This is a genomic window from Bradyrhizobium archetypum (assembly GCF_013114835.1).
Taxonomy (GTDB): Bacteria; Pseudomonadota; Alphaproteobacteria; order Rhizobiales; family Xanthobacteraceae; genus Bradyrhizobium; species Bradyrhizobium archetypum.
Genome location: NZ_JAAVLW010000003.1, coordinates 275,807 through 301,612 on the forward strand (window position 1 = coordinate 275,807; position 25,806 = coordinate 301,612).

General features: G+C 63.6%; 21 protein-coding genes. 9 read left to right on the plus strand and 12 right to left on the minus strand.

Annotated elements, in window-relative coordinates:
- Positions 1-118: 118 nt before the first annotated feature.
- From HCN50_RS09935 to HCN50_RS09945, 3 genes are all read right to left on the minus strand, one after another.
- A complete protein-coding gene (locus tag HCN50_RS09935) occupies positions 119-634 on the minus strand; it encodes an HPr kinase/phosphorylase (RefSeq protein WP_171709464.1) in 516 nt (171 codons plus the stop codon).
- Entirely contained in the window at positions 631-2,448 is a 1,818-nt protein-coding gene (locus HCN50_RS09940) for a sensor histidine kinase (RefSeq protein WP_171709465.1), read from the minus strand. Before HCN50_RS09940 ends, HCN50_RS09935 begins: the two co-directional genes overlap by 4 nt.
- Positions 2,449-2,544: 96 nt before the next feature.
- A complete protein-coding gene (locus HCN50_RS09945) occupies positions 2,545-3,246 on the minus strand; it encodes a response regulator transcription factor (RefSeq protein WP_027541437.1) in 702 nt (233 codons plus the stop codon).
- A gap of 216 nt (positions 3,247-3,462) precedes the next feature.
- On the opposite strand from HCN50_RS09945, the gene HCN50_RS09950 reads away from it, so the two are divergent.
- Positions 3,463-4,200: a HugZ family pyridoxamine 5'-phosphate oxidase gene (locus HCN50_RS09950; protein ID WP_171709466.1), complete on the plus strand. Its 738-nt coding sequence runs from the start codon at positions 3,463-3,465 to the stop codon at positions 4,198-4,200.
- Between the two features lie 254 nt (positions 4,201-4,454).
- Here HCN50_RS09950 and HCN50_RS34225 read toward each other — a convergent pair whose 3' ends face one another.
- Complete coding sequence (locus HCN50_RS34225) at positions 4,455-4,583, minus strand: hypothetical protein (protein WP_283812065.1); 129 nt, start codon at positions 4,581-4,583, stop codon at positions 4,455-4,457.
- A 116-nt stretch (positions 4,584-4,699) separates the two neighbouring features.
- Between HCN50_RS34225 and HCN50_RS09955 the strand changes: the two genes are divergently transcribed.
- The gene (locus HCN50_RS09955) at positions 4,700-6,316 is read left to right on the plus strand and encodes a phosphoenolpyruvate carboxykinase (RefSeq protein ID WP_171709467.1); all 1,617 of its coding nucleotides are present in this window, start codon (positions 4,700-4,702) and stop codon (positions 6,314-6,316) included.
- A gap of 144 nt (positions 6,317-6,460) precedes the next feature.
- Here the strand turns inward: HCN50_RS09955 and rocF are convergent, their stop codons facing one another.
- The 3 genes from rocF to HCN50_RS09970 all read right to left on the minus strand — a co-directional run bounded on the left by rocF (position 6,461) and on the right by HCN50_RS09970 (position 11,127).
- Entirely contained in the window at positions 6,461-7,432 is a 972-nt protein-coding gene (gene rocF / locus HCN50_RS09960; protein WP_171709468.1) for an arginase, read from the minus strand.
- Positions 7,433-7,580: 148 nt separating this feature from the next.
- Complete coding sequence (locus HCN50_RS09965; protein WP_171709469.1) at positions 7,581-8,399, minus strand: acyl-CoA thioesterase; 819 nt, start codon at positions 8,397-8,399, stop codon at positions 7,581-7,583.
- Between the two features lie 202 nt (positions 8,400-8,601).
- Positions 8,602-11,127 carry a glycogen/starch/alpha-glucan phosphorylase gene (locus HCN50_RS09970; RefSeq protein ID WP_171709470.1) on the minus strand — a complete coding sequence of 842 codons (2,526 nt, stop codon included), beginning with the start codon at positions 11,125-11,127 and terminating at the stop codon, positions 8,602-8,604.
- 238 nt (positions 11,128-11,365) lie between these two features.
- Here HCN50_RS09970 and HCN50_RS09975 point away from each other — a divergent pair, with 238 nt between their 5' ends.
- The gene (locus HCN50_RS09975) at positions 11,366-11,596 is read left to right on the plus strand and encodes a hypothetical protein (protein ID WP_171709471.1); all 231 of its coding nucleotides are present in this window, start codon (positions 11,366-11,368) and stop codon (positions 11,594-11,596) included.
- Positions 11,597-11,642: 46 nt separating this feature from the next.
- Here the strand turns inward: HCN50_RS09975 and HCN50_RS09980 are convergent, their stop codons facing one another.
- Complete coding sequence (locus HCN50_RS09980; protein WP_171709472.1) at positions 11,643-11,933, minus strand: GIY-YIG nuclease family protein; 291 nt, start codon at positions 11,931-11,933, stop codon at positions 11,643-11,645.
- A 176-nt stretch (positions 11,934-12,109) separates the two neighbouring features.
- Between HCN50_RS09980 and HCN50_RS09985 the strand changes: the two genes are divergently transcribed.
- Complete coding sequence (locus HCN50_RS09985) at positions 12,110-12,541, plus strand: hypothetical protein (RefSeq protein WP_171709473.1); 432 nt, start codon at positions 12,110-12,112, stop codon at positions 12,539-12,541.
- Positions 12,542-12,640: 99 nt separating this feature from the next.
- Here the strand turns inward: HCN50_RS09985 and HCN50_RS09990 are convergent, their stop codons facing one another.
- Positions 12,641-13,390 (minus strand): DUF2865 domain-containing protein, encoded by a 750-nt coding sequence (locus HCN50_RS09990; RefSeq protein ID WP_171709474.1) that lies wholly within the window; start codon positions 13,388-13,390, stop codon positions 12,641-12,643.
- 306 nt (positions 13,391-13,696) lie between these two features.
- Positions 13,697-14,260 carry an orotate phosphoribosyltransferase gene (gene pyrE / locus HCN50_RS09995; protein WP_171709475.1) on the minus strand — a complete coding sequence of 188 codons (564 nt, stop codon included), beginning with the start codon at positions 14,258-14,260 and terminating at the stop codon, positions 13,697-13,699.
- A gap of 197 nt (positions 14,261-14,457) precedes the next feature.
- Between pyrE and HCN50_RS10000 the strand changes: the two genes are divergently transcribed.
- A complete protein-coding gene (locus HCN50_RS10000) occupies positions 14,458-15,084 on the plus strand; it encodes a glutathione S-transferase family protein (RefSeq protein ID WP_171709476.1) in 627 nt (208 codons plus the stop codon).
- Between the two features lie 45 nt (positions 15,085-15,129).
- Here the strand turns inward: HCN50_RS10000 and polA are convergent, their stop codons facing one another.
- Both polA and HCN50_RS10010 read right to left on the minus strand, forming a co-directional pair.
- Entirely contained in the window at positions 15,130-18,180 is a 3,051-nt protein-coding gene (gene polA, locus HCN50_RS10005; protein WP_171709477.1) for a DNA polymerase I, read from the minus strand.
- Between the two features lie 105 nt (positions 18,181-18,285).
- The gene (locus tag HCN50_RS10010; RefSeq protein ID WP_171709478.1) at positions 18,286-19,338 is read right to left on the minus strand and encodes an acyltransferase family protein; all 1,053 of its coding nucleotides are present in this window, start codon (positions 19,336-19,338) and stop codon (positions 18,286-18,288) included.
- A 181-nt stretch (positions 19,339-19,519) separates the two neighbouring features.
- Here HCN50_RS10010 and HCN50_RS10015 point away from each other — a divergent pair, with 181 nt between their 5' ends.
- The 4 genes from HCN50_RS10015 to HCN50_RS10030 all read left to right on the plus strand — a co-directional run bounded on the left by HCN50_RS10015 (position 19,520) and on the right by HCN50_RS10030 (position 25,799).
- Positions 19,520-20,836 (plus strand): UDP-glucose dehydrogenase family protein, encoded by a 1,317-nt coding sequence (locus tag HCN50_RS10015; RefSeq protein ID WP_171709479.1) that lies wholly within the window; start codon positions 19,520-19,522, stop codon positions 20,834-20,836.
- Between the two features lie 121 nt (positions 20,837-20,957).
- Positions 20,958-23,435, plus strand: coding sequence for an ATP-dependent helicase HrpB (gene hrpB / locus HCN50_RS10020; protein ID WP_171709480.1), 2,478 nt, complete (start codon positions 20,958-20,960; stop codon positions 23,433-23,435).
- Positions 23,436-23,660: 225 nt separating this feature from the next.
- On the plus strand, positions 23,661-24,176 hold the full coding sequence (locus HCN50_RS10025; protein ID WP_171709481.1) for a TIGR02281 family clan AA aspartic protease: 516 nt from the start codon (positions 23,661-23,663) through the stop codon (positions 24,174-24,176).
- Between the two features lie 123 nt (positions 24,177-24,299).
- Complete coding sequence (locus HCN50_RS10030; protein WP_171709482.1) at positions 24,300-25,799, plus strand: phosphomannomutase/phosphoglucomutase; 1,500 nt, start codon at positions 24,300-24,302, stop codon at positions 25,797-25,799.
- Positions 25,800-25,806: the final 7 nt, after the last annotated feature.

Sequence of the window (25,806 nt, forward strand, 5' to 3'; positions counted from 1 at the left end):
CGGGTGCTTTTGGTGCACCGCACGAACGCGCCACTTTGACCATCCAGAGGCCCCGCGCAAGAGGGCATCTTGGCTATTGTTCCGGAAGTTGCCGGTAAGAAGTGAGACCTGCGCCGGTTTAATCGGTGGCGATATTGCGGCTTATATGGTTACCAATTCCCTTCGAACAATCATCCGAAGGTTGGACGGAACCTGAACCAACGGTTGTTGTCAGAACGGCTGCAATCAAGGGGAGGGGGTCGTAGCCGGCCCCGACCGGAATTCTCGGTAACAAAACACCGTTTAGATGGATGGCGAGCGCTTCCGGCGGGGGCAGCCGCTCGGCGTCGCCGGCCGCGAGGTCGGCGACGAGGCCGACCGCCGCCTCGCTGACGAAGTCGCAGCGGCGGATGCCGAGCCCTCGGATTTCGATCAGGCCGGCCAGTTCCGGCACCGGGCGGACCCACAATTGTCCGGCCACTGTGTCGAGATGGACACGGTCATCGCCGACCAGAACCGCCGGCGGAAGCTGTCCGGCGCGCCCTGCGAGAACCAAATTGAAGGCCAACCGCGATTTGCCGGCACCTGACGGCCCCCGGATCAGCACAGCGCGCTCGCCCACCAGCACGGCGGAGGCGTGCACGCTCGCGGTCATAGCGCAGGCAGCCGGACCACGAAACGCGCGCCGGCCACGCTCGGCTTGCCGTCGGCGCCGGCCGGGCCATGGCGGTTTTCCGCCCAGATGCGCCCGTTATGCGCTTCGATGATCTGCTTGGAGATCGATAGGCCCAGGCCCGAATTCTGGCCAAAGCCTTGATGCGGCCGGTCGGTGTAGAAGCGCTCGAAGATGCGTTCCAGCGCATCCTCGCCGATGCCCGGCCCGTCATCATCGACAACGATTTCGATTTCCGACCGCGCGCGGCGGCAGGACACGCGCACTTTCCCGCCGGGGGTGGAGAACGATTGCGCGTTCGAGAGAAGGTTGGAGATCACTTGACCGAGCCGGGAATCATGGCCCGGCACCGAGAACGTGTCGGTCGCTCCGCGGCCGTCGAAGCGGGCTTCGACTGCTACGTCATGCCCCAGCCTGGTCTCGTTGGCGACCGAGGTCAGCGTCGTCAAGAGCCGGCGCAAATCGACCGGCGCCATGTCCTGGCGCTGCAGTTCGGCATCGAGGCGGCTGGCGTCCGAAATATCCGAGATCAGGCGGTCGAGCCGCTTGACGTCGTGCTCGATCACCTCGAGCAGGCGCGCGCGGCTGGTGTCGTTGCGCGCCAGCGGCAGCGTTTCCACCGCCGACCGCAGCGAGGTCAGCGGGTTCTTCAATTCATGAGCGACGTCGGCGGCGAACATCTCGATCGCCTCGATGCGGCTGTAGAGCGCATTCGTCATGTCGCGCAGCGCGCCGGACAGATGACCGATCTCGTCGCGGCGGCGGGTAAAATCGGGAATTTCGACGCGGGTCTGGATGCGGCGGCGGACGCGCTCGGCGCCGTCGGCCAGCCGCCGCACGGGACCGGCGATCGTGCTCGCGAGCAACAGCGACAGCACGATCATGACCGCGGAGGCGACGCCGCCGACCTTGAGAATCGCCAGCCGCTCGGCGGTCACCATCTGGTCGATATCATCGCCCTGGGTCGACAGCATCAGCGCGCCATGCACGGCGCGGAAGCGCTGCACCGGCACCGCCACCGAGACGATCACCTCGCCACGGTCGTTGACGCGCACCATGCTGCTTTTGACGCCGTCGAGCGCCTGCACGATCTCCTGATAGCCCTTGCCGTTCTCAGGGCCGAGCTCGCGATAGAGCGGCAGGTCGCCGCGATTGAGCCAAGTGCGAATCGAGATTGTAGCGCGCTCGACGAAGCCCGGCTTCTCGGTCGACGGCGGCGGCAGTTCGAATCGCATCACGTCGCCGCGGCCGTAAAGGCTGCGGCTGTCGAGAATCATGCCGCCGTCGCCGCCATAGATGCGCGCGCGCGTCTTGGTCGGCGAGATCAGCCGCCGCAGCACCGGCGCGACGCGCTCCGGATTGATCGGAAAATCCAGCCCTGAGGATTCGTCCGGCGCGCCGTAGCTTTCGCCGGGCTTGAGGTCGAGCAGGCGGTCCGGATCGATGGTGATGGTGTTGGTTTCGACGGTGGCGGAGGCGGCAATCGCGCCGGCGATGATTTCGGCCTGCACCAGCAGGCTCTGCGCCCGCGCATCGATCAGGCCGGCGCGGAACTGCGAGAGATAGAGAATGCTCGCCACCAGCGCGACGAGGCCCGCCAGATTGAGCGAGACGATACGGCGCGTGAGGCTGGAGAAGGAAAGCGCGAAGAAGAATTGTCCGGCCCGGCGCAGCCAGCCGAGCGGCCGCCGCCAGCCCTTCTCGCCCGCATTATCCTCGGCAACGCGATCCTGCTCGAGGAGCTCCAGAGCGTCCTCGTGGTTCAGGCTGGGATCAGGCTGCGTTCGATCTAGCAATGGCTGAACTGCCGGTTGTGATGCGCCGTTGTAGTTCTACGCTTTTACGCCGAACCGGCGGATGTGTCAGTCGGCACATCCGCCGGAAAACGCAGATCAGGCTTCCTTGAAGCGATAGCCGACGCCGTACAGCGTTTCGATCATCTCGAAATCGTCGTCGACCACCTTGAACTTCTTGCGCAGCCGCTTGATGTGGCTGTCGATGGTGCGATCGTCGACATAGACCTGATCGTCATAGGCCGCGTCCATCAGCGCGTTGCGGCTTTTCACTACGCCGGGCCGCGTGGCCAGCGCCTGCAGGATCAGGAATTCCGTCACCGTCAGCGTCACCGGCTCGTTTTTCCAGGTGCAGGTGTGACGCTCGGGATCCATCCGCAACAGGCCGCGGTCGAGTGCGCGCGCATCCGGCTCCTTCGGCACGGCGGTCGGATCCTTCGGTTGCCCGCGGCGGAGCACGGCCTTGACGCGCTCGACCAGGAGGCGCTGCGAGAATGGCTTGCGGATGAAATCGTCGGCGCCCATCTTGAGGCCGAACAATTCGTCGATCTCTTCATCCTTGGAGGTCAGAAAGATTACCGGCAGGTCGGACTTCTGCCGCAGCCGGCGCAGCGTTTCCATGCCGTCCATGCGCGGCATCTTGATATCGAGGATTGCGAGGTCTGGCGGCGAGGTGCGGAAGCCGTCGAGCGCCGAGGCACCATCCGTGTAGGTCATGATGCGATAGCCTTCTGCTTCGAGCGCGATCGACACGGAAGTAAGAATGTTGCGGTCATCATCGACCAGGGCGATTGTGGGCATGAGCCTCTGCTTTCGAATAAGAGTGGCTTAAACGGCGGGCACTTCAGCCAGACGCCGCATAAATGGGCTTCGTACACGGTCAACGAGCAATGCAAGCTGGGCTGAAGTGTGACCGAGTTCCGCAAAACGCTCTCAAGGAGACGCGCCGCCCCCATATAGCACCCTGACCACCTGAGAAAAGGCCCTTTTTTGCAATAAGATGGCCGGAAAGGAACCATGCAGCCGACCGCAGATTTTGATGCTTCCAAACTATCCCGCTCGCTGCTGCGGCGCTGTCGGCAGGGCGCGCTCGCCACGCTTATGCCCGAAAGTGGCGATCCGTACTGCTCGCTGGTGAACGTCGCCAGCCATGCCGATGCCTCGCCAATCCTCCTGCTTTCGCGGCTCGCGCTGCATACGAAAAACATTCTCGGCGACAGCAGAGTCTCGCTGATGCTCGACGAGCGCGCCGCCGGCGATCCGTTGGAGGGCGCCCGAATCATGTTGGCGGGCCGGGCCGAGGAGGCGATCGGGGAAGCTGCGAAAACCCTGCGCCGGCGTTACCTCAACGCGCATCCGTCTGCGGAAGCGTTTGTTGACTTCAATGATTTCTCGTTCTTCAAGATCGTCCCGTCGGGCCTGCATCTGGTCGCGGGTTTCGGCCGCATCATCGACCTCAAGCCTGAGCAGTTTCTGACCGAGATCGGCGATGCCGGCGATTTGCTGGAAGCCGAGCAGGGCGCTGTCGAGCATATGAACGAGGATCACCGCGAGGCGATGAATCTCTATGCGACGAGATTGCTCGGCGCAGAGGCCGCCGATTGGCGTTGTACCGGCTGCGACCCCGATGGCATGGACATGCAGGCCGGCAGCACAACGCTGCGGCTGGATTTTCCGGAGCGTGTTACCAGCGCCGTGGGCTTACGCAAGATGCTGGTGCGGCTGGCGGGTGAGGCGCGGGCCAAAGCGGACTGACAAGAGTTAACGCATCATCACACGGTACGGCTCTTAATGATGCGGAAGTTTCATCGACCTAAGCCCGCGCAAGGCTGACCAGCGAAAGCCCGCATGAAATCCCGCAATCGATTGATGTTCTCAGTTTGTCTGGCGCTGTTGTCGGGCACGTGCTTTCCGCACCATCGCGGGCCGCAAAAAAGGCAATATCGCTGCGCTCAGCGCCGCGCTGATTTTTCGATTGTGCGACGCAACATCCTTGGCCGCGGCAAGCGCTATGAATGGTCGCGCAACCACGAAGGCAAACTGAGATAAAGCGCCGCAGCAAGTGATTGATTTAGATCAATCGCCCGCGCGTGAATAAACCAAATCGCGCGGATCGGCTTGGCAAGCTCGGCGTTCATCAGTATTAGGTCGCCGGACCGAGGCCGAAAGGCTATATTCAGGGGTCACCGCGACAGAGCGCGTCAAGCGACATGCTGCGCGACTAGAGTAACGCGGGTTCGAGGAGGACTTCTTCGTGCGAGAGACGGGTTTACGCAACGGTGCCTTCGGCGCCGACAAATTCGGCTTAAAAAATCTCAAGACGGTGCACTGGAATCTCGGTGCGCCGCAGCTTTATCAATATTCACTGGCGGGAGGCGAAGCCGTGTTGTCGGCGGATGGCGCGCTCTGCGCTGACACCGGCGAGTTCACCGGCCGCAGTCCCAAGGACAAGTTCACGGTTCGCGATGCGACCACCGACAAGAGCATGTGGTGGGCCGGCAACCAGTCGATTACCTCGGAGCAGTTCTCCGCACTCTATGCCGACTTCCTCAAGCATGCCGAAGGCATGACGCTGTTCGCGCAGGACCTCTATGGCGGCGCGGATCCGAACTTCCAGATCAAGACCCGCGTCTTCACCGAACTTGCCTGGCATTCGCTGTTCATCCGCACGCTCTTGATCCGTCCCGAGGCTCAAGCACTGCGCGATTTCGTGCCCGAGCTCACCATCATCGACCTGCCGAGTTTCCGCGCCGATCCTAAACGTCATGGCGTGCGCTCGGAGAATGTTGTCGCGATCGATTTCGCCCGCAAGATCGTCCTGATCGGCGGGTCTTATTATGCCGGCGAGATGAAGAAGTCGGTCTTCACCACGCTGAACTATTACCTGCCCGCCAAGGGCGTGTTGCCGATGCACTGCTCGGCCAATGTCGGACCCAAGGGCGACACCGCGATCTTCTTCGGGCTATCCGGCACTGGCAAGACCACGCTCTCCGCCGATCCGAACCGCACGCTGATCGGCGACGATGAGCATGGCTGGGGCAATGACGGCGTCTTCAATTTCGAAGGCGGCTGCTACGCCAAGTGCATCAAGCTGTCGAAGGAGGCCGAGCCGCAGATTTTCGCAGCCAGCAGCCGCTTCGGCGCGGTGCTCGAAAACGTGGTGCTCGACGAAGACACCCGCGTGCCGGATTTTGACGACGGTTCGAAGACGGAGAACACCCGTTCGGCCTATCCGCTCGATTTCATCCCGAACGCTTCGCGCACCGGCCGCGCCGGCCAGCCGAAGAACGTCGTGATGCTGGCGGCGGATGCCTTCGGCGTGCTGCCGCCGATCGCAAAGCTCTCGCCGGCCCAGGCGATGTATCACTTCCTGTCCGGCTATACCGCCAAGGTCGCGGGCACCGAGCGCGGTCTCGGCAATGAGCCGCAGCCGGAATTCTCCACCTGCTTCGGCTCGCCGTTCCTGCCGCTCGATCCGTCCGTCTACGGCAACATGCTGCGCGAGCTGATCGCCAGGCACAATGTCGATTGCTGGCTGGTCAACACCGGCTGGACCGGCGGAAAATATGGCACCGGCAGCCGGATGCCGATCAAGGTCACGCGCGCGCTGCTCACCGCGGCACTCGACGGCTCCCTGCGCAATGTCGAATTCCGCACCGACAAGTATTTCGGCTTTGCGGTGCCGACCGCGCTGCCGGGCGTGCCGAGCGAGATCCTCAATCCGGTCAACACCTGGAAGGACAAGGCCGAGTTCGACAGGACTGCGCGTAACCTGGTCGGCATGTTCCAGAAGAACTTTGCCAAGTTCGAAGCCCAGGTCGACGCCGAAGTCCGCGCCGCCGCGCCGGACACCAAGCTCGCGGCCGAGTAGCGCCTCGGTTCAGCGACGAATCATTTGAGAACCAACAAGGGCGGCCGCAAGGCCGCCCTCTTGTTTTCACGCCACGCTCTGCATCCTCGCCTCGAGGGAGCGCACCTTCTTCGTGGTCGCAATCAAACCTCGTTTCATCGCGCATTAGGAACCATTGCGCGGCAACATCGCGTTGCTCGGCGTTCGCCGGTCGGTGATCTGCAGGCCGAACAGGCTGCCGATCAGCTCGACGGCAACGCGCGCCGTGCGGCCGCGTTCGTCGAGAAACGGGTTGAGTTCGACGACGTCGACCGATCGCACCAGCCCGGAATCGTGCAGGAGCTCCATGATAAGATGCGCCTCGCGATAGGTCGCGCCGCCCGGCACCGTGGTGCCGACGCCGGGGGCGACCGTGGGGTCGAGAAAGTCGACGTCGAAGGAGACGTGCAGCACGCCGTTTCGCGCCCGCACGCGCTCGATCACCTTGCGGATCAGCACGCCGACGCCGAACTCGTCGATCACGCGCATGTCGGCGATCGCGACGCGGCGTTCGAATACCAGTTTCTTCTCCAAAGGATCGATCGAGCGGATGCCGAACAGATCGAGCTGGTCCGGGCCGATCGAGGCGCGCGGCGCGCCGCCAAGCAGATTTTCGAGACCAGGCTCGCCGCACAGGAACGCGGCCGACATGCCGTGCATGTTGCCGGTCTCGGTCGTCTGCGGCGTGTTGTAGTCGGCGTGCGCATCGATCCAGAGCACGAATAGCGGTCGACCCTGCTCCTGCCAGTGCCGCGCGACGCCGTTCACCGAGCCCATCGAAAGCGAATGATCGCCGCCCATGAAGATCGGAACGGCGCCCGAATGCGCCAGCGCATAGGCGCGTTCGCTGAGCGCGCGGATCCAGGTCTTGATCACGTCGTAATATTTGGCGTTCGCCGGCGGCGGACCTTCGGCCGGTGCTAGGTCGGGCTTCGCCATGTTGCCGTGGTCCTCCACGGCAAAACCGAGCTGATCGAGGATGCGGCCGATGCCGGCGGTGCGCAGCGCGTCCGGTCCCATCAAGGTGCCGAGCTGCGAGGCCCCGATCTCGATGGGGACGCCGAGCAGGGCGATGCGGGGAGCGTTGGCGTCGGACATGAGCCCACCTTTTGTCAGACCTCATCCTGAGGAGCCCCGCAGCGGCGTCTCGAAGGATGAATGGCACCAGCGGGGCCACATGGTTCGAGACGGCGCTCCGCGCCTCCTCACCACGAGGGTCTAATGGCCGCAACAACAGACCCGCTGCTCACGCCTTGAAATACGCGATTTGCGTCGTGGTGGCGAGCAGCCGTCCCGACGGCGACCATAATTCGCCGTGCTGGTCGCCGTAACTTCTGTGGAAAATCCGGGCATCGGCCGCTGCCAGCACGTGGGTGATGTCCTCGGCCGCCAGTTCGTCCGACGCCGTATGAAAATACGTCGTGATTGAAACCGTGCCGAATGGAACCAGTTCCCGGCGCGCCAGAAAGATCCGGCCGAAGAAGGCGTCCGATATCGACATCAGCGACAGCATGTCGATCTTGCGCGGCGCGCGATCGCCGATCCACTGCTTGGAGTATGCATCGAGCGGCGGCGATGCCGGTGAGCCGTAGAAGCTCGGCTCGCCTTCGACGAAGCGAAAGTCATATTGGTGCGTCCAGGTCATCGGCGTGTTCGGAAACGCGCGCGCCTGTTCGAACGGCACGGCACCCGGGAATGTCGCCTGCTGATGCGACCAGGACGGCCGGCGCTCGGCGAACACCGCGGTCGCTAGCGTCGCGACCTCGCCGCCACCCTGCGCCATCTCCACGCACCAGTGCTGGCTCGAACGGTTGGCCTTGACCAGGCGCACGTCGAGATCGAACGCGCCTTCCGCGACCGGCGCGCAGAAGTTCACGGTCATCGACAGCGGATCGCCCGAGCGCTGCGGATGCTCCATCAGCGCGCGCAGGATCGTGGCGGCCGTGCAGCCGCCGAACGGGCCGACAAAGGCCCAGTAGTCCGGGCTGGTCTTGCCCTGCCAGCAGCTATCGCCGGCGGTGACCCGCGTGGCGTCGTCGAAGAGGTGTGGAGCTTTGGTGAGCATTTCCATTTTTCCCATCATTGCGAGGAGCAGCGCGACGAAGCAATCCATCTTTTCTTTGCGTGGCGAGATGGATTGCTTCGCTTCGCTCGCAATGACGTCCTGGACGACTGGTGCAGTATCGCGACTGTCCTGCTGGATTCAATGATGCCTGAGGTAATGGCTCTATCCTTCGTCATGCCGGAGCATAGCGACCACTTATGGCTTACCGTTTCACCCCGCGCTGGGCGCCAGCTTCCGGCACCGCGACCGCCCGCACCGGCACCTGCCAGATGTCCTCGGCATATTCGCGGATGGTGCGGTCGGAGGAGAACCACGGCATCCGCGCCACGTTGAGGATCGAGGCGCGGGTCCAGGCCGGCATCACCTGCCAGCGCGCGTCGATGCCGCGCTGCGCCTCGTAGTAGGAATCGAAATCGGCCGAGACCATGTAATGGTCGAGATGGCGCAGCGCGTGAGCGATCGAGACGAAGCGGCCGGGATCATCGGGCGAGAATGCGCCGCTCTCGATTGCCGCGACGGCGCGGGTCAGCCGCGGCGAGCGGCGGATGACATCGGTCGCATCCAGTCCCTGCTTGCGCCGGATCGTGACATCGCCGGCTTCCATGCCGAAGATCGCGATGTTCTCCGCGCCGACATGGTCGCGTATTTCGATGTTGGCACCATCAAGCGTGCCGATGGTCAGCGCGCCGTTGAGCGCCAGCTTCATGTTGCCGGTGCCGGAAGCTTCCATTCCGGCGGTGGAAATCTGCTCGGAGAGATCGGCGGCCGGAATGATCACCTCGGCGAGGCTGACATTGTAGTCGGCGAGGAAGACGATCTTGAGTCTTCCGGCAATATCGGGATCGTTGTTGACGACCTCGGCGACGTCATTGATCAGCTTGATGATCAGCTTGGCGTAGCGATAGCTCGCGGCCGCCTTGCCGGAGAAGATCTTCACCCGCGGCACCCAGTTGCGTTGCGGCTCGTCCTTCATCGCCTGGTACAGCGCGATCGCTTCGAGAATGTTGAGCAGTTGCCGCTTGTATTCATGGATGCGTTTGATCTGGACGTCGAACAGTGCCGATGGATCGATCTTGGTGCCGAGGCGCTCGTTGATCAGCCGTGCCAATGCCAGCTTGTTGTTATACTTGACCTCACGAAAACGCTGCTGAAACGCGCTGTCGCTGGCGCGGGCCTCGATACGCTCGAGCAGGGAGAAGTCGTCGAGCACGGCATCGCCGCAAACCTCGCGCAGCAATTCGGTCAGCTTCGGATTGGCCAGCATCAGCCAGCGGCGGAAGGTGATGCCGTTGGTCTTGTTGGTGATGCGGCCGGGATAGAGATGGTTGAGATCGTGGAACACGGTCTCCTTCATTAGGTCGGAATGCATCGCGGACACGCCGTTGATGCGGTGCGAGCCGACGAAAGCGAGTTGTCCCATCCGCACCCGGCGGCCGGATTTCTCGTCGATCAGCGAGACCGATGCGCGATATTCGATGTCGCCCGGGCAACGCTGGTCGGCCAGCGCCAGATGCGCGGCATTGATGCGGTAGATGATTTCGAGATGCCGCGGCAATAGCCGCTCGAACAGTTCGACCGGCCAGGTCTCCAGCGCTTCCGGCAGCAACGTGTGATTGGTATAGGACAGCGTCGCCACCGTGATCTTCCACGCTTGGTCCCAGCGGAAATTGTGCAGGTCGACCAGGATACGCATCAGCTCGGCGACAGCGAGACTGGGATGGGTGTCGTTGAGCTGCACCGCGACCTTCAAGGCGAGATTGCGCAACTGTCCATCGGAAGCCAGGTGCCGCTTGACCAGGTCCTGCAGCGACGCCGAAACGAAGAAATATTCCTGCCGCAGCCGCAGTTCACGCCCCGCGGGACTCTCGTCGTTCGGATAGAGGAATTTGCAGATCGATTCTGCGCGTGCCTCCTCGGCGACGGCGCCGAGATAGTCGCCGGTGTTGAAGACGTCGAGCCGCAGCGGATCGGGCGAGCGCGCCGACCATAGCCGCAGCGCGTTGACGTGCTGGCCGCGCCAGCCCACGATCGGCGTGTCGTAGGCGACAGCCTGCACGGTTTCTGCCGGCCGCCAGGTCGCGCGGTCACGCCCGCCGTCGTCGACATGGTCGACATGGCCGCCGAAATGAACGTGATAGACCACCTCGGCCCGCTGGAATTCCCAGGGATTGCCGAAGCTCAGCCACTCGTCCGGATATTCCTGCTGCCAGCCCTGCGCGATGATCTGGCGGAACAGACCGAAATCGTAGCGAATGCCATAGCCGATCGCGGGAATGGCAAGCGTGGCCATGCTCTCCATGAAGCATGCCGCGAGGCGGCCGAGGCCGCCATTGCCGAGGGCTGCGTCCGGCTCGCACTTGCGCAAGTCGTCGAGCGCGACGCCGAGATCGCCGAGCGCCGCCTCGAACACCGGCAAGAGCCCCATGTTGTTCAGCGCATCGGTGAACAGGCGGCCGATCAGGAATTCGAGCGAGAGGTAATAGACCCGCTTGCTGCCGGCATCGTAGCTCTCCTTTTCCGCCGTCAGCCAGCGGTGCACGATGCGATCGCGCAGCGCCAGCGCGGCAGCCTTGTACCAATCGCGCCTCGTCGCCATGCCGGCATCCTTGCCGATCGCGAGCCGAAGCTTGGCGAGGATCGCGCCCTTGATTTCCGTCAGCGCCAATTCATCGATCGGCTGGCCGACAGCCGGATAGTTCCCTGGGAATTGTTCCTGCAACGCATCCATTCCTGCAGTTGAGACTCACCACCACGATACTCGCCTTGCACCATCATCGAAACCGCTGGAGCATTCTTGTGCACTGCGCTGGTATGTTTTTATGCAAGGACCGGGCCGATTTCGCGGCGCAGTCGCGACCGCTTTTGGTGCTATAATTCCCCGCGAAGGCCGTGGGACCGCCGGAACCCGGCAGGTGGGATGCCGGTTCGTGTGAGAGAGGCGTTCTCGAACAAGTGGGAGGCTTGCCATGAGACTGATGATCGAGATCGCCGCCACTGCGTTGCTGGTAGTCTGCATCAGTGCGACCAGCGCAGCCTTTGCCGCGGGTAAGACCGGCAGGAGCGCCGACGTGGTGACTTGCGCCTTCAGTGTTGCGCAGGGCACATCACCCGCCGCCCGTTGCGCGGCGATCAAGCGGCAGTGTGGCGGAAAGTTCTACGCCAATTACTGCGGGGACAAGCTGCTGTCCGCGATGTGAATTCAAGGTCGTCCCGGCGAAGGCCGGGACCCATAATCACCGCTGCTTAGAGCAGGTGAGACAGGTCGCTCCAATCCGGATTGGCTTCTTCGATCAAGCGAATCTTCCAGTCTCGCCGCCAATTCTTCAATTGCTTTTCTCGAGCGATCGCCTCCAGTGACGATGCAAATTCCTCGACGTGCACGAGACGGGTCACGCCGTATTGTTTAACGAAAATAGAGCCGCGGCCAGCACGATGTTGCTCAACTCGGGTGCGTACATTGTTGGTTACGCCAATGTATAGCGTTCCATACAGGCCGCTGGCGAGAATGTAGACGTAGTATGTGCCGCTGGGCATGCGCTGGCCCCATCCCGCAAAAAGTCGAGCCTCGGTGGTTATGGGTCCCGGCCTTCGCCGGGACGACGTTTCCTTAGAACAAATTAAGAACACTTTAGCAAGTATCTGATATACCATTGTGATTCGGCGCGATGCCGACACAACATCTATGGTCTATCAGTCTCCGCGAGGACTACATGTCCACCATCGCCTTCGATCAGTTCGCCCTCACCCGTATCGCCGATTTCGCGCGCTCGCTGTCGCGCCTGCATCAGGCCTCGCGCCGCCAGCTCGTCGACGACGACGCGATCGACCGCGAGTTCAATGCGGTCTGCATGTCGGTATGGGGCTACACCACCGACGATTTCAGCGACGAGCTGTTTTCGGACGTGGACCACGCCTTTCTCGATTCACTGGACGAGGCGCAGGCGCGCATCTTTGCCGCCGAGCAGGGCTACGACCTCGTCGACGACCAGGGCATGCTGACGGACTGGTGGGGCTATTGCTGGATGATCCTGGCCGAGAAGCGCGGTCTGCTGACGCCGGAAAACCGTGCGGCGGCGCGCGCGGCGATCGAGGAAAAATATCTGTCGGCGCCGAACGTGATTGGGGTCATCGTCGGGCGGTAGGGCTGGCGTCAGTTGCGGGAATGCTGCGAGCGGGGGCCCATGCTACTTTGCATGGGGTTGTTTTCGCAATTTCGTGTTTGGGCCTTGCGCTGTACTGCCTTATCGCACTTCCGCCCGCTTCGCGCCGCTCTTCGGAATCGAGGCGGTTGGCAGGTCGGCGTCGCCTCTCGGCTCGGGTAGCGCCGCGCTGCCGGCGACCATCTCGGCGCTAACCGGCGCGACCTTCATCTCGCCGAGCCGGGCGCGGACGTCGGCCGTGAGGCCGGGATAAGAGGCGACGGGCGTGAACTCCGCGCTCTGATCGGTGCCGAGCCGAACGCCGGTATAGGCCACCAGACCGTCGGTGGTGGCGATGACGTCGCCGGAGCGCAGCGAGGTGTCGAGCGCAAGATCGACCGGCGCAAGGCCAGACGGGCTTCTGCCGTTGCAGGTGCAATCGGCGCGCAGCGCCTTGCGATAGGCGTAGGCGTTTTCGCTGTCCGCGTAACGTTCGCCATTGCTCGCGGCGGCGCTATCGATGTTGCTGCCGTAAAAAACCTTGGTGACGCTTGCTGGACAGAAGGACTGGCACATCTGAACCGGCGAGGCGTTGCCGCGCGTGGTCAGCGGAAAATATTTGCCGTCGCAGCTTCGCACGCAGAAGGCAGGCCCGGAGCCCGCGACGCGCGGCGCGGGCTGGACCGGTTGATTGTTGCCGAACGGATCGGCGAAGAAGTTGGTTGGTGAGGGGGCTTGCCGCACCTGCTGTTTTTGCATGCCGCCGAACAGGAAATCGAACAGGCCCTCGGCGGAAACGCTGCCGGGCACCAGCGCAAACGAGGCCGTGAGGATCGCTGCAGCCGCAGACATTACGCGGCGCCGCACGCGCGAAAAAGCCAACTCTGTACGCAACGCCAACTCCACCCGACGCAACAGACGCGCTGAAGCGTGTCAGGCTTCAGCCGCGAGTAACCTTAACGGTGGATGGTAAAGGAGTGGTGTTCGGGGGCGGGCGGGAGCCGAAAAGAATTGAGGCCTCCTCCTCTCCCTCTCCCGCTCGCGGGGGAGGGTGGTGGCCGCATAAAGAATGTCCGAAGTCGGGAAGAGAGCCCCCACCCGTCACGCGCTACGCACGCGTCGACCTCCCCGCAAGCGGGAGAGGGAAACCAACAGCAATCACCCCTTCAAAAATTCACCCGCCTTATACAGCGAACGAAATTCGAGCCCGGCCTCGGCAATGGCCTCGCTTGCACCTTCCTCGCGGTCGACCATGGTGAGCACCAGCACGATCTCGCCGCCGGCATCGCGCACCGCTTCGACCGCCTTCAGGGCAGAACCGCCGGTCGTGGTGACGTCCTCGACGATCACGATGCGCTTGCCCTGCAAGGTCTCGCCCTTGGCGAGCCCTTCCACTGCGAGGCGGGCGCCATGCTCCTTCGGTTTCTTGCGCACGAAGAAGGCGGCGATCGGATGCCCCTTCAGCCAGGAGAGCTGCGCGATCGCGCCCGCCAGCGGGACCGCGCCCATCTCCAGCCCGCCGATGAAATCGAGCCTGTCATCCTTCAATGCCTCATAGGTCAGTTCGGCTAGCAGCGCCGCGCCCTCGGGGTCGAGCATGGTCGGCTTGAGGTTGAAGTAGAAGTCGCTCTTGCGGCCGGAGGCCAGCGTGATCTCGCCGCGGCCGAACGAGCGCTTGCGGATGATCTCGGCGAGACGGGCGCGGGAGGCTGATTTGGACAAGGCGGTCTTTCCCGAGTTTGAGGCGGGCCGCAATCTATCGGCGCTTTCGGGCACATTCCAGCGCCGATCCGGCGCCGTCAACAGGGCATGGTGTCGTCATCCGCGATGGCAGATGAGCGCATATTCCGCGGCGGCGGTTGTAACCGTCTCAAGTTCCGGGGTACTGGATACCGCGCTTTCGCGGGGTATGACAAAAAATGACGATCGAACTGCACACCTGGAACACGCCGAACGGCCGCAAGATATCGGTTGCGCTGGAGGAAATGGGACTGCCCTACACGGTGATCCCGGTCAACATCACCAAGGGCGAGCAGATGGCGCCAGCCTTCCTCAAGCTCAGCCCGAACAACAAGATCCCGGCGATCGTCGATCCCGATGGCCCTGGCGGCAAGCCGGTGAGCATTTTCGAATCCGGCGCGATCCTGCTCTATCTCGGCGAGAAGACCGGCAAGTTCCTGCCCAGGCCGCTGGCCGAACGTATCCCGGTCTATGAATGGATGATGTGGCAGATGGGCGGTTTCGGACCGATGCCGGGCCAGGTTCATCATTTCATCGCGCTGGAAAATGAAACGGACCGCGCCTATGGCCTGAAGCGCTTCATGGCCGAGACGCGCCGGCTCTATGGCGTGCTGGACCGTCGCCTGGAGGGGCGCGAATTCGTCGCCGACGCACTATCCGTCGCCGACTTCGCCATCCTCGGCTGGGCCTGGCGCCACCCTCGCCATAAGGTGGAGCTGAAGGATTTTCCGAATGTCGAGCGCTGGTACAACGCGCTGATGGCCCGCCCGGCGACCAAGCGCGGCATGGAAGCGAAGCTGGATTGATTTTCTCTTTCCCCGCCCACGCCGGGCGATGACAGTGCTATTGAATCAATGCGCCTCGTCCCAATTGTTCGCCGCCCGCGCATCCACCTGCAGCGGCACCGAGAGTACCACGGCCGGGAACGGCGCGTCCTGCATCACGCGCTGCACCACCGGCAGCGTCGCCGCCACCTCTTCGTCCGGCACCTCGAAGATCAGTTCGTCATGAACCTGCAGAAGCATCTGCGCCGATAGCTGTTTCTCCGCCAGCGCATCCTCCATCCGGACCATGGCGCGGCGGATGATGTCGGCGGCGGTGCCCTGCAGGCGGGCGTTGATCGCGGCGCGCTCGTTGAAGGAGCGGATCGAGGCGTTGGAGGCCTTGATATCGGGGTAATGGCATTTCCGGCCGAACAGCGTCGTCACATAGCCGTTGCTGCGGCAGAAGTCCCGCGTCTCGTCCATATAGGCGCGGATGCCCGGGAAGCGCTCGAAATATTTCTTGATGTAGGCGGAAGCTTCCTCGCGTGCGATGCCGAGCTGGTTGGCGAGACCGAACGCCGAGATGCCGTAGATGATGCCGAAATTGATCGCTTTCGCGCGGCGGCGCACCTCGCCCGGCATGTCCTTGATCGGCACGCCGAACATTTCGGAGGCCGTCATGGCGTGAATGTCGAGCCCGTCGCGGAACGCCTGCTTCAACACGGGGATGTCGGCGATCTCAGCCAGCAGGCGCAATTCGATCTGCGAATAGTCGGCCGATACCAGCTTATGGCCTGGCGTCGAGACAAAGGCCCGGCGGATCTTGCGGCCGTCCTCGGTACGTACAGGGATGTTCTGCAGGTTCGGCTCGTTCGACGACAGCCGCCCCGTGGTGGTCGCAGCCAGCGCGTAGGTGGTGTGCACGCGGTGGGTCTGCGGATGCACGTAATTCGGCAGCGCGTCGGTATAGGTCGATTTCAGTTTCGAGACCTGCCGCCACTCCAGAATCTTTTTCGGAAATTCGTGGCCCTGCTCGGCGAGTTCGTCGAGGATCTGCGCCGAGGTCGACCACGCGCCGGTCTTGGTCTTGGTGCCGCCGGGGATTCCCATCTTGCCGAAGAGGATGTCGCCGATCTGCTTGGGGCTGCCGACATTGATCGGCTCGCCGGCAATCTCCTGTAACTCAGCCTCGACGCGCGCCGCGGTCTGGGCGAAGTCGCCCGACAGCCGCGACAGCACCTGCCGGTCGATCGAAATGCCGCGCCGCTCCATCCGCGCCAGCACGGTGACGAGCGGCCGCTCCAGCGTCTCGTAGACCGTCGTCATGTGCTCGGCGGCGAGCCGCGGCTTCAGCGCACGATGCAGCCGCAGGATCACATCGGCGCTTTCGGCTGAATAGGCGGTCGCCTTGTCAATCGCCACCTGGTCGAACGTGAGCTTGCCCTTGCCGTTGCCGATCAGCTCGCTTTCGGCGATCACCGCATGGCCAAACCAACGTTCAGCGAGCGAAGCCAGCGCATGTGAATTGCGTCCGGCGTCGAGCGCGTACGACATCAATTGTGCGTCGTCGACGTTGCACAGGGTGATGCCGTGCTGCGCCAGCATCACGGCGCTGAACTTGATGTCGAAGCCGATCTTGAGAATGCCCGGTGATTCCAGCAGCGGCTGCAGCGCTGCCAACGCCTCGGCGACCGTGATCTGGTCCGGCGCGAGGCCGGCGTCGAACAGGCCTGCGCCGCCGCCGGATTGCTTGTGCGCGAGCGGGATGTAGCAGGCGTCGTTTGGCGCCAGCGCCAGCGCGATGCCGCAGATGTCGGCCTGCATCGGATCGTCCGAGCTCGCCTTGGCGTCGATCGCGAACGTGCCGGCATCATAAGCCCGCGCAACCCAGGCCCTGAGCTCATCGAACGTGCGGATGGTCTGGTATTTGGTCCGATCGACCGGCAGTTTTCGCGCAGCCTCCGCGCGGATCGCCGCCAGCGAGATCGGCGTGCCCTTGTGGCTCGCCGCCTTGTCCTGCTTGTCGCCGCCGGTCTTGCCCGGTGCGGTGGCAGGCTTGCCTGCGGGTGGGCCATCCAGCGTCGTGCCTTCATAGCCTTCCGGCTTCTTGCCCGAGGGCGGCACCGCGAAAACGCTGGCGCCGCTCTTGTTGCCGGCATCCGGCTCGATGTCGGCGGGATCTACTTGCGAATATTCGGCGACGCGGCGGGTGAGGGTTGAGAACTCCATCGCCTTGAGGAAGGCGATCAGCTTGCGCGCATCCGGCTCGTGCACCGCAAGATCGTCGAGCGGCACTTCGAGATCGACCTTGTCGTCGAGCAGCACCAATTGCCGCGAAATCCGCGCCTTCTCGGCGTTCTCGATCAGGGCCTCGCGCCGCTTCGGCTGCTTGATTTCGCCGGCACGGGAGAGCAGGCTTTCAAGGTCGCCATATTCGGTGATCAGTTGCGCCGCGGTCTTGACACCGATGCCAGGCACGCCCGGCACGTTGTCGGTGGAATCGCCGGCCAGCGCCTGCACCTCGACCACCTTCTCCGGCGGCACGCCGAATTTCTCGATTACCTCGGCGACGCCCAGGCGGCGGTCCTTCATGGTGTCGTACATGGTCACGCAGTCGGTCACGAGCTGCATCAGATCCTTGTCCGAGGACACAATAGTCGCCGTAGCGCCGCGTTCGCAGGCAATGCGGACATAGGTCGCGATCAGATCGTCGGCCTCGTAGCCCACCTGTTCCAGGCAGGGCAGGTCGAAAGCGCGTACCGCTTCACGGATCAATGCGAATTGCGGGATCAGGTCGTCCGGCGCCGGCGGCCGGTGCGCCTTGTAGTCGGGATAGAGCTTGTTGCGGAAGGTGATCTCCGACTTGTCGAACACGATGGCGAGGTGGGTCGGCCGGTTATCCTCCGGCATCTCGCGGAGGAGCTTCCACAGCATGTTGCAGAAGCCGAGCACGGCATTGACCTGCAGCCCGTCGGACTTGCGGTTCAAGGGCGGCAGCGCGTGATAGGCGCGGAAAATGTAGGAGGAGCCATCGACCAGGAACACATGGTCGCCCTTGCCAGGTTGTTTGGCGGCGGCCTTGGCTGGAACTTTGGCGGGAGCGGGTTTGGCGGCGGCTTTGGGGGCTGTTTTCGGCATGGCCGAAATTTAGGGATTTTTGCGCGGAATGACAGCCTTGGGAGGGAGGCGACCACAGATTCTCTCGTCATGGCCGGGCTTGAGGGCTTTGCCGTGACCGCGAACCTACTCCGCCGGCTGCAGCGCGGGCGCAGCCTTTTTCGGCGCGATCCAGAAGGCAGTGGGGCGCTCGAACAGGAAATCGGCGCGGACCAACAGCGCCAGCCGCCAAATCAAAATCGCTCCCGCGATGCCCGTCACTGTCACGATCAGGGAGATCACCCCGATATCGGCGATCAGGCCGGTCTTCAAGAGCAGCGTTCGCGTCACCGCCATCGGCAGGAAGAACGCGAGATAGATGACGATGGAATGCTCGCCGCAATAGCGCAGAAAATTCAGCCATTGCATGCGCGCCAGCAGCGTGCCCATCACGATGATGGCACCGGCGCCGGCGAAGCCGAGCGCCAGTGAGACCAGCGGCCAATGGCTGTAGCCGGCCGTGACGAGGCCGCCGTTGACGAGCGCCCACAGCGCCAGCCCGATGAGCGCCAGCGCAGGCTTTTCACGTGAACAGTCTGACAGCGCGAACACGTAGGAAGCAAACAGATAGCCGGAATAAAAATAGACGAAGCGCGCGCAGAATTCGTCGATCACCGTCCAGTGGGTCTCCACATGCGCCATCTCCAGCGCGGCGGCGACAATCCAGATCGCAAGTGGCGCGATGCCGCGTGACAGTTTTGTGACGACAAAGAACACCGGCAGCAAATAAATGAACCACAGCGTGCCGAACGGCTCGATGAAGGATTCCAGATAGAGCTGGCCAACATGGCGCCAGCCGTTTTCGGCGGCGAAGCCGGGCGCCTTGAAGCCGAACTGGATCGTCATCCAGAGGACGTAAAAATATGCGAAGTGCATGACCTTGCGGTCGAGATAGGTGCGCCAGTCGCGGTCGATCACGACGCTGAGAAAAAGGCCTGAAATCAGGAAGAAATCCGGCATCCGGAACGGCTGCGCGAACATGACGAATGCATGCATGAAACCGGTGTCGCCGGCCGCCTTTTCCACGCCGAGCACTGAATGCATCATCACCACCATGACGATGCAGATGCCCTTGGCGTAGTCCACCCAGTCGATGCGGGTGGAACGGTCAGGTCCGGCGGATGTGCCGTTTGAAGTCATCGGTGTCCCTTTTCGGCGCGAGGTGGCCGCATCTTCGGCCCGATCTGTTGCTTTCTTCTTTATCGATACAAATGGCATGCCGGGGCGGGGCCGCTTTTTCCGGTTTCCTCTTTGGTGAAAAATGCTCTAAGACGCCGACGAATTCGGGGTTGGCGTTAACCATTAGGGATGGGTCGTTTCAATGCGAATTGCCATGATTGGCACGGGCTATGTGGGGCTGGTATCCGGCGCCTGCTTTGCCGATTTCGGTCACCACGTCACCTGCGTGGACAAGGATGCTGGCAAGATCGAAGCCCTGCGCCGCGGCGAGATCCCGATCTTCGAGCCCGGGCTCGACGCGCTGGTGGCGTCCAACGTCAAGGCCAGGCGGCTGGATTTCACTACGGATCTGACCGGGCCGGTCGCGGACGCCGATGCCGTGTTCATCGCGGTCGGTACGCCGTCGCGTCGCGGCGATGGCCACGCCGATCTCACTTACGTCTACAGCGCGGCGCGCGAGATCGCAGCGGCGCTCTCGGGCTTCACGGTGGTGGTGACGAAATCGACCGTGCCGGTCGGCACCGGCGACGAGGTCGAACGGCTGATCCGCGAAGCCAATCCATCGGCGGATGTGGTGGTCGCCTCCAATCCGGAATTTTTGCGCGAGGGCGCCGCGATCCGCGACTTCAAATTCCCCGACCGTATCGTGGTCGGCACCGATGACGAACGCGGGCGCAAGGTGCTTGGTGAAGTCTACCGGCCGCTGTCACTCAACCAGGCGCCACTGATGTACACCGCGCGGCGCACGGCTGAATTGATCAAATACGCGGCGAACGCGTTCCTCGCCACCAAGATCACCTTCATCAACGAAATTGCCGATCTTTCGGAAAAGGTCGGCGCCGACGTCCAGCAGGTCGCGCGCGGCATCGGCCTCGACAACCGCATCGGATCGAAGTTTCTGCACGCCGGTCCGGGCTTCGGCGGCTCCTGCTTTCCGAAGGATACCCGCGCGCTGGTCAAGATCGCGCAGGACCACGACGTGCAACTGCGCATCGTCGAGGCCGTGCTCGGCGTCAACGACAACCGCAAGCGGGCGATGGCACGCAAGGTGTCGAATGCCGCCGGCAACCTGCGCGGCAAGACGGTCGCGGTGCTCGGCCTCACCTTCAAGCCCGACACCGACGACATGCGTGAGGCGCCGTCGATCCCGCTGGTGACGGGTCTCCTCGACATGGGCGCCAAGGTGCGCGCGCACGATCCGGTCGGCATGGAGCAGGCGAAGAAGGAATTGCCCGACATCGAATATTGCGACGACCCCTATGAGTGCGTGAAGGGCGCGGACGCCATGGTGATCGTCACCGAATGGGTGCAGTTTCGCGCGCTCGACCTCGATCGGATCAAGGGCGCCATGGCCCAGCCCGTTGTCGTGGATCTGCGCAATATCTATCGCGCCGATGACATGGCGGCCCATGGCTTCATTTACGAGAGCGTTGGGCGACGGGGCGAGGCTCGGAAGTAGCCGCAAGCACGTTGTCATACCCCGCGCAGGCGGGGTATCCAGTACTCGCGCTCCTCGTTTACTGGATCATCCGCTCCAGTGCGCCATTGCGTGCAAGGCGGGTGATGACGGATCAGAGATATTGCCCCGAAGCTTCGACACGCCTCTTCCGATCGACGCGGTGCTCGATGAGCTCGACCGCACGCTGGCGGCCAACAACACCGCGGTGCTGGTGGCGCCGCCCGGCGCCGGCAAGACCACGCGGATGCCGCTGGCGCTGCTCGATGCGCCCTGGCTGAAGGGCAGGAAGGTCATCGTGCTGGAGCCGCGGCGGATCGCGGCGCGCGCCAGCGCCGAGCGAATGGCGCGGACGCTCGGCGAGCGGGCAGGGGAGACCGTCGGTTACCGCGTCCGTTTCGGCTCGAAGATTTCGCGCGCGACTAGGGTCGAGGTGGTCACCGAGGGAATCTTCTCGCGACAGATTCTCGACGATCCTGAACTGTCCGGCGTCGGCGCCGTGCTGTTCGACGAGTTTCACGAGCGCTCGCTCGATGCCGATCTGGGCCTCGCGCTCGCCCGCGACGCGCAGACCGGTTTGCGCGAGGATCTTCGTATCCTCGTGATGTCGGCAACGCTCGATGGCGCGCGAGTCGGCAAGCTGCTCGGCAACGCGCCGGTCGTTGCCAGCGAGGGCCGCGCCTTTCCGGTCGAGACGCGCTATCTCGGCCGCAAGGCGGATTCGTCGATCGAGCGGCAGATGGCGGATGCGATCGTAACAGCGCTGCGCGCCGATCCGGGCTCGGTGCTGGCGTTTCTGCCGGGCGCCGCCGAAATCCGCCGCACGCAGAATTTTCTCAGCGAGCGGATACATGATCCGGCCGTCGAGATCGTGCCGCTGTTCGGCGCGCTCGACGCTTCGGTGCAGGATCGCGCCATTGCGCCGGCACCGACGGGCCAACGCAAGGTCGTGCTGGCGACCTCGATCGCCGAGACCTCGCTCACCATCGAGGGCGTACGCATCGTCGTCGATTCCGGCCTGGCGCGGGTGCCGCGCTATGAGCCCGATATCGGCCTGACGCGGCTGGAGACCGTGCGCGCCTCGCGTGCCGCCGTCGACCAGCGCCGCGGCCGCGCCGGCCGCACCGAGCCCGGCGTGTGCTACCGGCTGTGGGACGAGCCGCAGACCGCATCGCTTGCGGCTTACACCCAGCCGGAAATTCTCTCGGCCGACCTCTCCTCGCTGGTGCTCGACCTCGCGCAATGGGGCGTGCGCGATCCGGCGACGCTGGCGTTTCTCGATCCGCCGCCCGCGCCCGCGCTGAAGGAGGCCACCAGCCTTCTGCACGAACTCGGCGCGCTCGATCCGGATGGCCGCATTACCGCGGAGGGAAAAAGTCTGCGCGCGCTGGCGCTGCCGCCACGGCTGGCGCGCATGATCGTGGATTCGCACCGGCTGGGGGCGGGCGAAGAGGCCGCCGAAATCGCCGCGATCCTTACCGAACGCGGCCTCGGCGGCGACAGCGTCGATCTCGATGTCAGGCTCGATCAATTCCGCCGCGACCGCTCGCCGCGCGCTATGAGCGCCCGCAGTCTGGCGCAGCGTTGGGCCCAGCAGGTAGAGGCGACGGAAGGGCGGCCTGCCGAGGATACTTCGCCCTCCACCGGGATGATGCTCGCACTCGCCTTTCCCGACCGCGTCGCGCGCAACCGCGGTAATGGCAGTTTCGTGCTGGCGAACGGCCGCGGCGCTGCCGTCGAACAAACTTCGTCGCTGGCGCGCACGCCCTACATCGCCGTCGGCGAACTGACCGGCATCGCCGCGCAGGGACGCATCCTGCTTGCCGCGCCGATCGCGCAAGCCGATATCGAAACGCGCTTCGCCGATCAGATCGAGGACACCGAGGAGATTTCGTTCGATCGCAGCGCGATGGCCCTACGGGCGCGCCGCAAGCGGACGCTGCATGCGATCACGCTGTCGGAAGCGCCGGTCGCGCTGTCGCCCTCGGCAGAGACTGCACGCATCTTCGCCGCCGGCCTGGTTGCGGTCGGGCTCGACAAGCTGCCATGGTCGAAATCCCTGAAGCAATGGCGCGACCGCGTGATGTTCCTGCGCAAGGCGGAAGGCGATAGCTGGCCCGATCTGTCGGATGCCGCGCTCGCTACTGAGGCCGAGAACTGGCTGGTGCCCGCGCTCTACGACAAGACCTCGCTGAAGGAGTTTTCGCCAGGCAATCTCTCCGAAGCGCTGATGGCAATGCTGCCGTGGGAATTGCGCGCGCGGCTCGAGCGCGAAGCGCCGACGCATTTTGAAGCGCCGACCGGCACCATGTTGGCGATCGACTACGAGGCCGAGCAGGGCCCGACCATTGCGGTGCGCCTGCAGGAACTGTTCGGGCTCAACACCCATCCCTCGATTGCGAAGGGCGCGGTACCGCTGGTGCTGGAGCTGCTATCTCCGGCGCAGCGTCCGGTGCAGGTGACGCGCGACCTTCCAGGTTTCTGGCGCGGCAGCTATGCGGCCGTGCGCTCCGACCTGCGCGGCCGCTACCCCCGCCACCCCTGGCCGGAGGATCCGGCCGCCGCGCAGCCGACGCGAAGGGTTAAGCCACGCGGGACATGAGGCTTCAAGCTGTCATTGCCGGGCTTGACCCGGCAATCCATCGTTCTTGAGAAGAGGCTTTTTCCGAATATTGATGGGTACGCGAGTCAAGCCCGCATATGACGGCTTCGGCGTTAACGCTTCGCTCATCCTTTTCATCAAAATGGCAGGCCCGGCCATCGCCGTTAGTCGCGGTTTCGCGGCTGACGTGGTGATATCGGCGGGCTGGCAATCGAGTGTGGCGTAATGCGTAACCTGATGATCCTTGCCGCCGTTCTGGTCGGGCTCGGCACCTACATGGCGCAGATGGCGGACAAGATGTCGCCGGCCCCGGCATCCGCCAACGCATCGCCGAAACTGGCTCCCGCGCAAACGGTCGCGCAAGCCTCCGGCCGCAGCATCGACATTCCCCGCGACGCCCGCGGCCATTTCCAGACCGACGGCCGCATCGACGGGCAGCGCATCAACTTCATGGTCGATACCGGCGCCTCGCTGGTCGCGCTGAACGAGAAGTCCGCGGCGCGCTTCGGCCTGCGCCCTTCGCGCAGCGATTACAATGCGACCGTCTCCACCGCCAACGGCACCATCAGGGCTGCGCGGACCCGCCTTGCCATGATTGAGCTCGGCGGTCTCATAGTGCGCGACGTCGATGCCGTGGTGTTGCCCGACGAGGCGCTGTCGGAGAACCTGCTCGGCCTGTCGTTCCTGTCGAAGCTGAAGCGGTTCGAATATGCCAACGGCCGACTGGTGCTGGAACAGTAAGGTAAGGTTACCAGGCTACCAAACCGCCGCAATTGACCGTCACAACGCGCCGGCCTGCCTATCGCCCGGCCTGCGCTTCCGCTATGGCTGCAGTTCCCTCTTAATCCACGACAAGGCCATTCCATGTTTCCGAAGCCCAAATCCGTGCTGGTTCCGAATACCTATGATTTCGAATCCGGGCCAATGGTGAAGGCAACCGGATTTCGCGAATATGACGCGCGCTGGCTGTTCGAGAAGGAGATCAATCTGATGGGCGTTCAGGCGCTGGGCATGGGGCTCGGCGCGCTGATCGCGGAGCTCGGCGTCAAACAAGAAATCGTGACCGGCCATGATTTCCGCGGCTATTCGGCTTCGATCAAATACGCGCTGATTTCCGGCCTGATGGCGGCCGGCTGCAAGGTGCACGATATCGGGCTGGCGGTGACGCCGATGGCCTACTTCGCGCAGTTCGATCTCGATGTGCCCTGCGTCGCCATGGTGACCGCCTCGCACAACGACAATGGCTGGACCGGCGTGAAGATGGGCGCCAATCGCCCGCTCACCTTCGGCCCCGACGAGATGACGCGGCTGAAGGAAATCGTGCTCAACGCCGATTTCAGGAACAGGGCCGGCGGCGCCTATCAATTTCATGAGAATTTCCCGGCGCGCTACATCGCCGATCTCACCGACCGCCCCAAGCTGAAGCGCAAGCTGAAAGTTGTCGCTGCCTGCGGCAACGGCACGGCCGGCGCGTTCGCGCCGCAGGTGCTGGAAGCAATCGGCTGCGAAGTCATTCCGCTCGATACCGAGCTCGACCACACCTTCCCGAAATACAATCCGAATCCGGAAGACATGGAGATGTTGCACGCGATCCGTGACGCCGTGCTCAAGCACAAGGCCGATGTCGGCCTGGGCTTCGACGGCGATGGTGACCGCTGCGGCGTGGTCGACAATACTGGCGAGGAGATCTTCGCCGACAAAGTCGGCGTGATGCTGGCGCGCGACATGTCGGCGATCCACAAGGACGCGCAGTTCGTGGTCGACGTGAAATCGACCGGGCTGTTCGTGACGGATCCGGTGCTGCAAAAGCAGGGCGCGAAGACCGCCTATTGGAAGACCGGCCATTCCTACATGAAGCGCCGCACCAACGAGATGGGGGCGCTGGCGGGTTTTGAGAAATCCGGCCACTTCTTCTTCAACAAGCCGTTCGGCCGCGGCTATGACGACGGCCTGGTCTCGGCGATTGCGATCTGCGAGATGCTCGATCACGCGTCCGACAGGTCGATGGCGGATCTCAAAAACGCGCTGCCGAAAACCTGGTCGTCGCCGACCATGTCGCCGCATTGCGCGGACGAGCTGAAATACCGTGTGGCGGATGCCGTGGTGAAGCACTTCGAAACGCTGCAGAAAAAGGGCGACACGGTCGCCGGCCAGAAGATCCGCGATCTCGTCACCGTCAACGGCGTGCGTGTCACCGTCGAAGATGGAAGCTGGGGCCTGGTGCGGGCTTCATCGAACAAGCCGGAACTGGTGGTGGTGGTCGAAAGCCCGGTCTCCGAACAGCGTATGCGCGACATGTTCGAGGCGATGGACGGCGTGCTGCGCACGCATCCGGAAGTCGGCGAGTATAATCAGAAGATTTGAGGCAGTG

Bases quoted from the DNA above. Each gene is read 5' to 3' on its own strand.
- HCN50_RS10015 (WP_171709479.1), top strand. From the start codon at position 19,520: ATGCGAATTGCCATGATTGGCACGGGCTATGTGGGGCTGGTATCCGGC.
- HCN50_RS09975 (WP_171709471.1), top strand. From the start codon at position 11,366: ATGAGACTGATGATCGAGATCGCCGCCACTGCGTTGCTGGTAGTCTGC.
- HCN50_RS09945 (WP_027541437.1), bottom strand. From the start codon at position 3,246: ATGCCCACAATCGCCCTGGTCGATGATGACCGCAACATTCTTACTTCC.
- HCN50_RS09970 (WP_171709470.1), bottom strand. From the start codon at position 11,127: ATGGATGCGTTGCAGGAACAATTCCCAGGGAACTATCCGGCTGTCGGC.
- HCN50_RS09985 (WP_171709473.1), top strand. From the start codon at position 12,110: ATGTCCACCATCGCCTTCGATCAGTTCGCCCTCACCCGTATCGCCGAT.
- HCN50_RS10000 (WP_171709476.1), top strand. From the start codon at position 14,458: ATGACGATCGAACTGCACACCTGGAACACGCCGAACGGCCGCAAGATA.
- HCN50_RS09950 (WP_171709466.1), top strand. From the start codon at position 3,463: ATGCAGCCGACCGCAGATTTTGATGCTTCCAAACTATCCCGCTCGCTG.
- polA (WP_171709477.1), bottom strand. From the start codon at position 18,180: ATGCCGAAAACAGCCCCCAAAGCCGCCGCCAAACCCGCTCCCGCCAAA.
- HCN50_RS10025 (WP_171709481.1), top strand. From the start codon at position 23,661: ATGCGTAACCTGATGATCCTTGCCGCCGTTCTGGTCGGGCTCGGCACC.
- HCN50_RS09980 (WP_171709472.1), bottom strand. From the start codon at position 11,933: ATGCCCAGCGGCACATACTACGTCTACATTCTCGCCAGCGGCCTGTAT.
- HCN50_RS34225 (WP_283812065.1), bottom strand. From the start codon at position 4,583: ATGAACGCCGAGCTTGCCAAGCCGATCCGCGCGATTTGGTTTATTCAC.
- rocF (WP_171709468.1), bottom strand. From the start codon at position 7,432: ATGTCCGACGCCAACGCTCCCCGCATCGCCCTGCTCGGCGTCCCCATC.
- HCN50_RS10030 (WP_171709482.1), top strand. From the start codon at position 24,300: ATGTTTCCGAAGCCCAAATCCGTGCTGGTTCCGAATACCTATGATTTC.
- HCN50_RS09990 (WP_171709474.1), bottom strand. From the start codon at position 13,390: ATGTCTGCGGCTGCAGCGATCCTCACGGCCTCGTTTGCGCTGGTGCCC.
- HCN50_RS10010 (WP_171709478.1), bottom strand. From the start codon at position 19,338: ATGACTTCAAACGGCACATCCGCCGGACCTGACCGTTCCACCCGCATC.
- HCN50_RS09965 (WP_171709469.1), bottom strand. From the start codon at position 8,399: ATGCTCACCAAAGCTCCACACCTCTTCGACGACGCCACGCGGGTCACC.
- HCN50_RS09935 (WP_171709464.1), bottom strand. From the start codon at position 634: ATGACCGCGAGCGTGCACGCCTCCGCCGTGCTGGTGGGCGAGCGCGCT.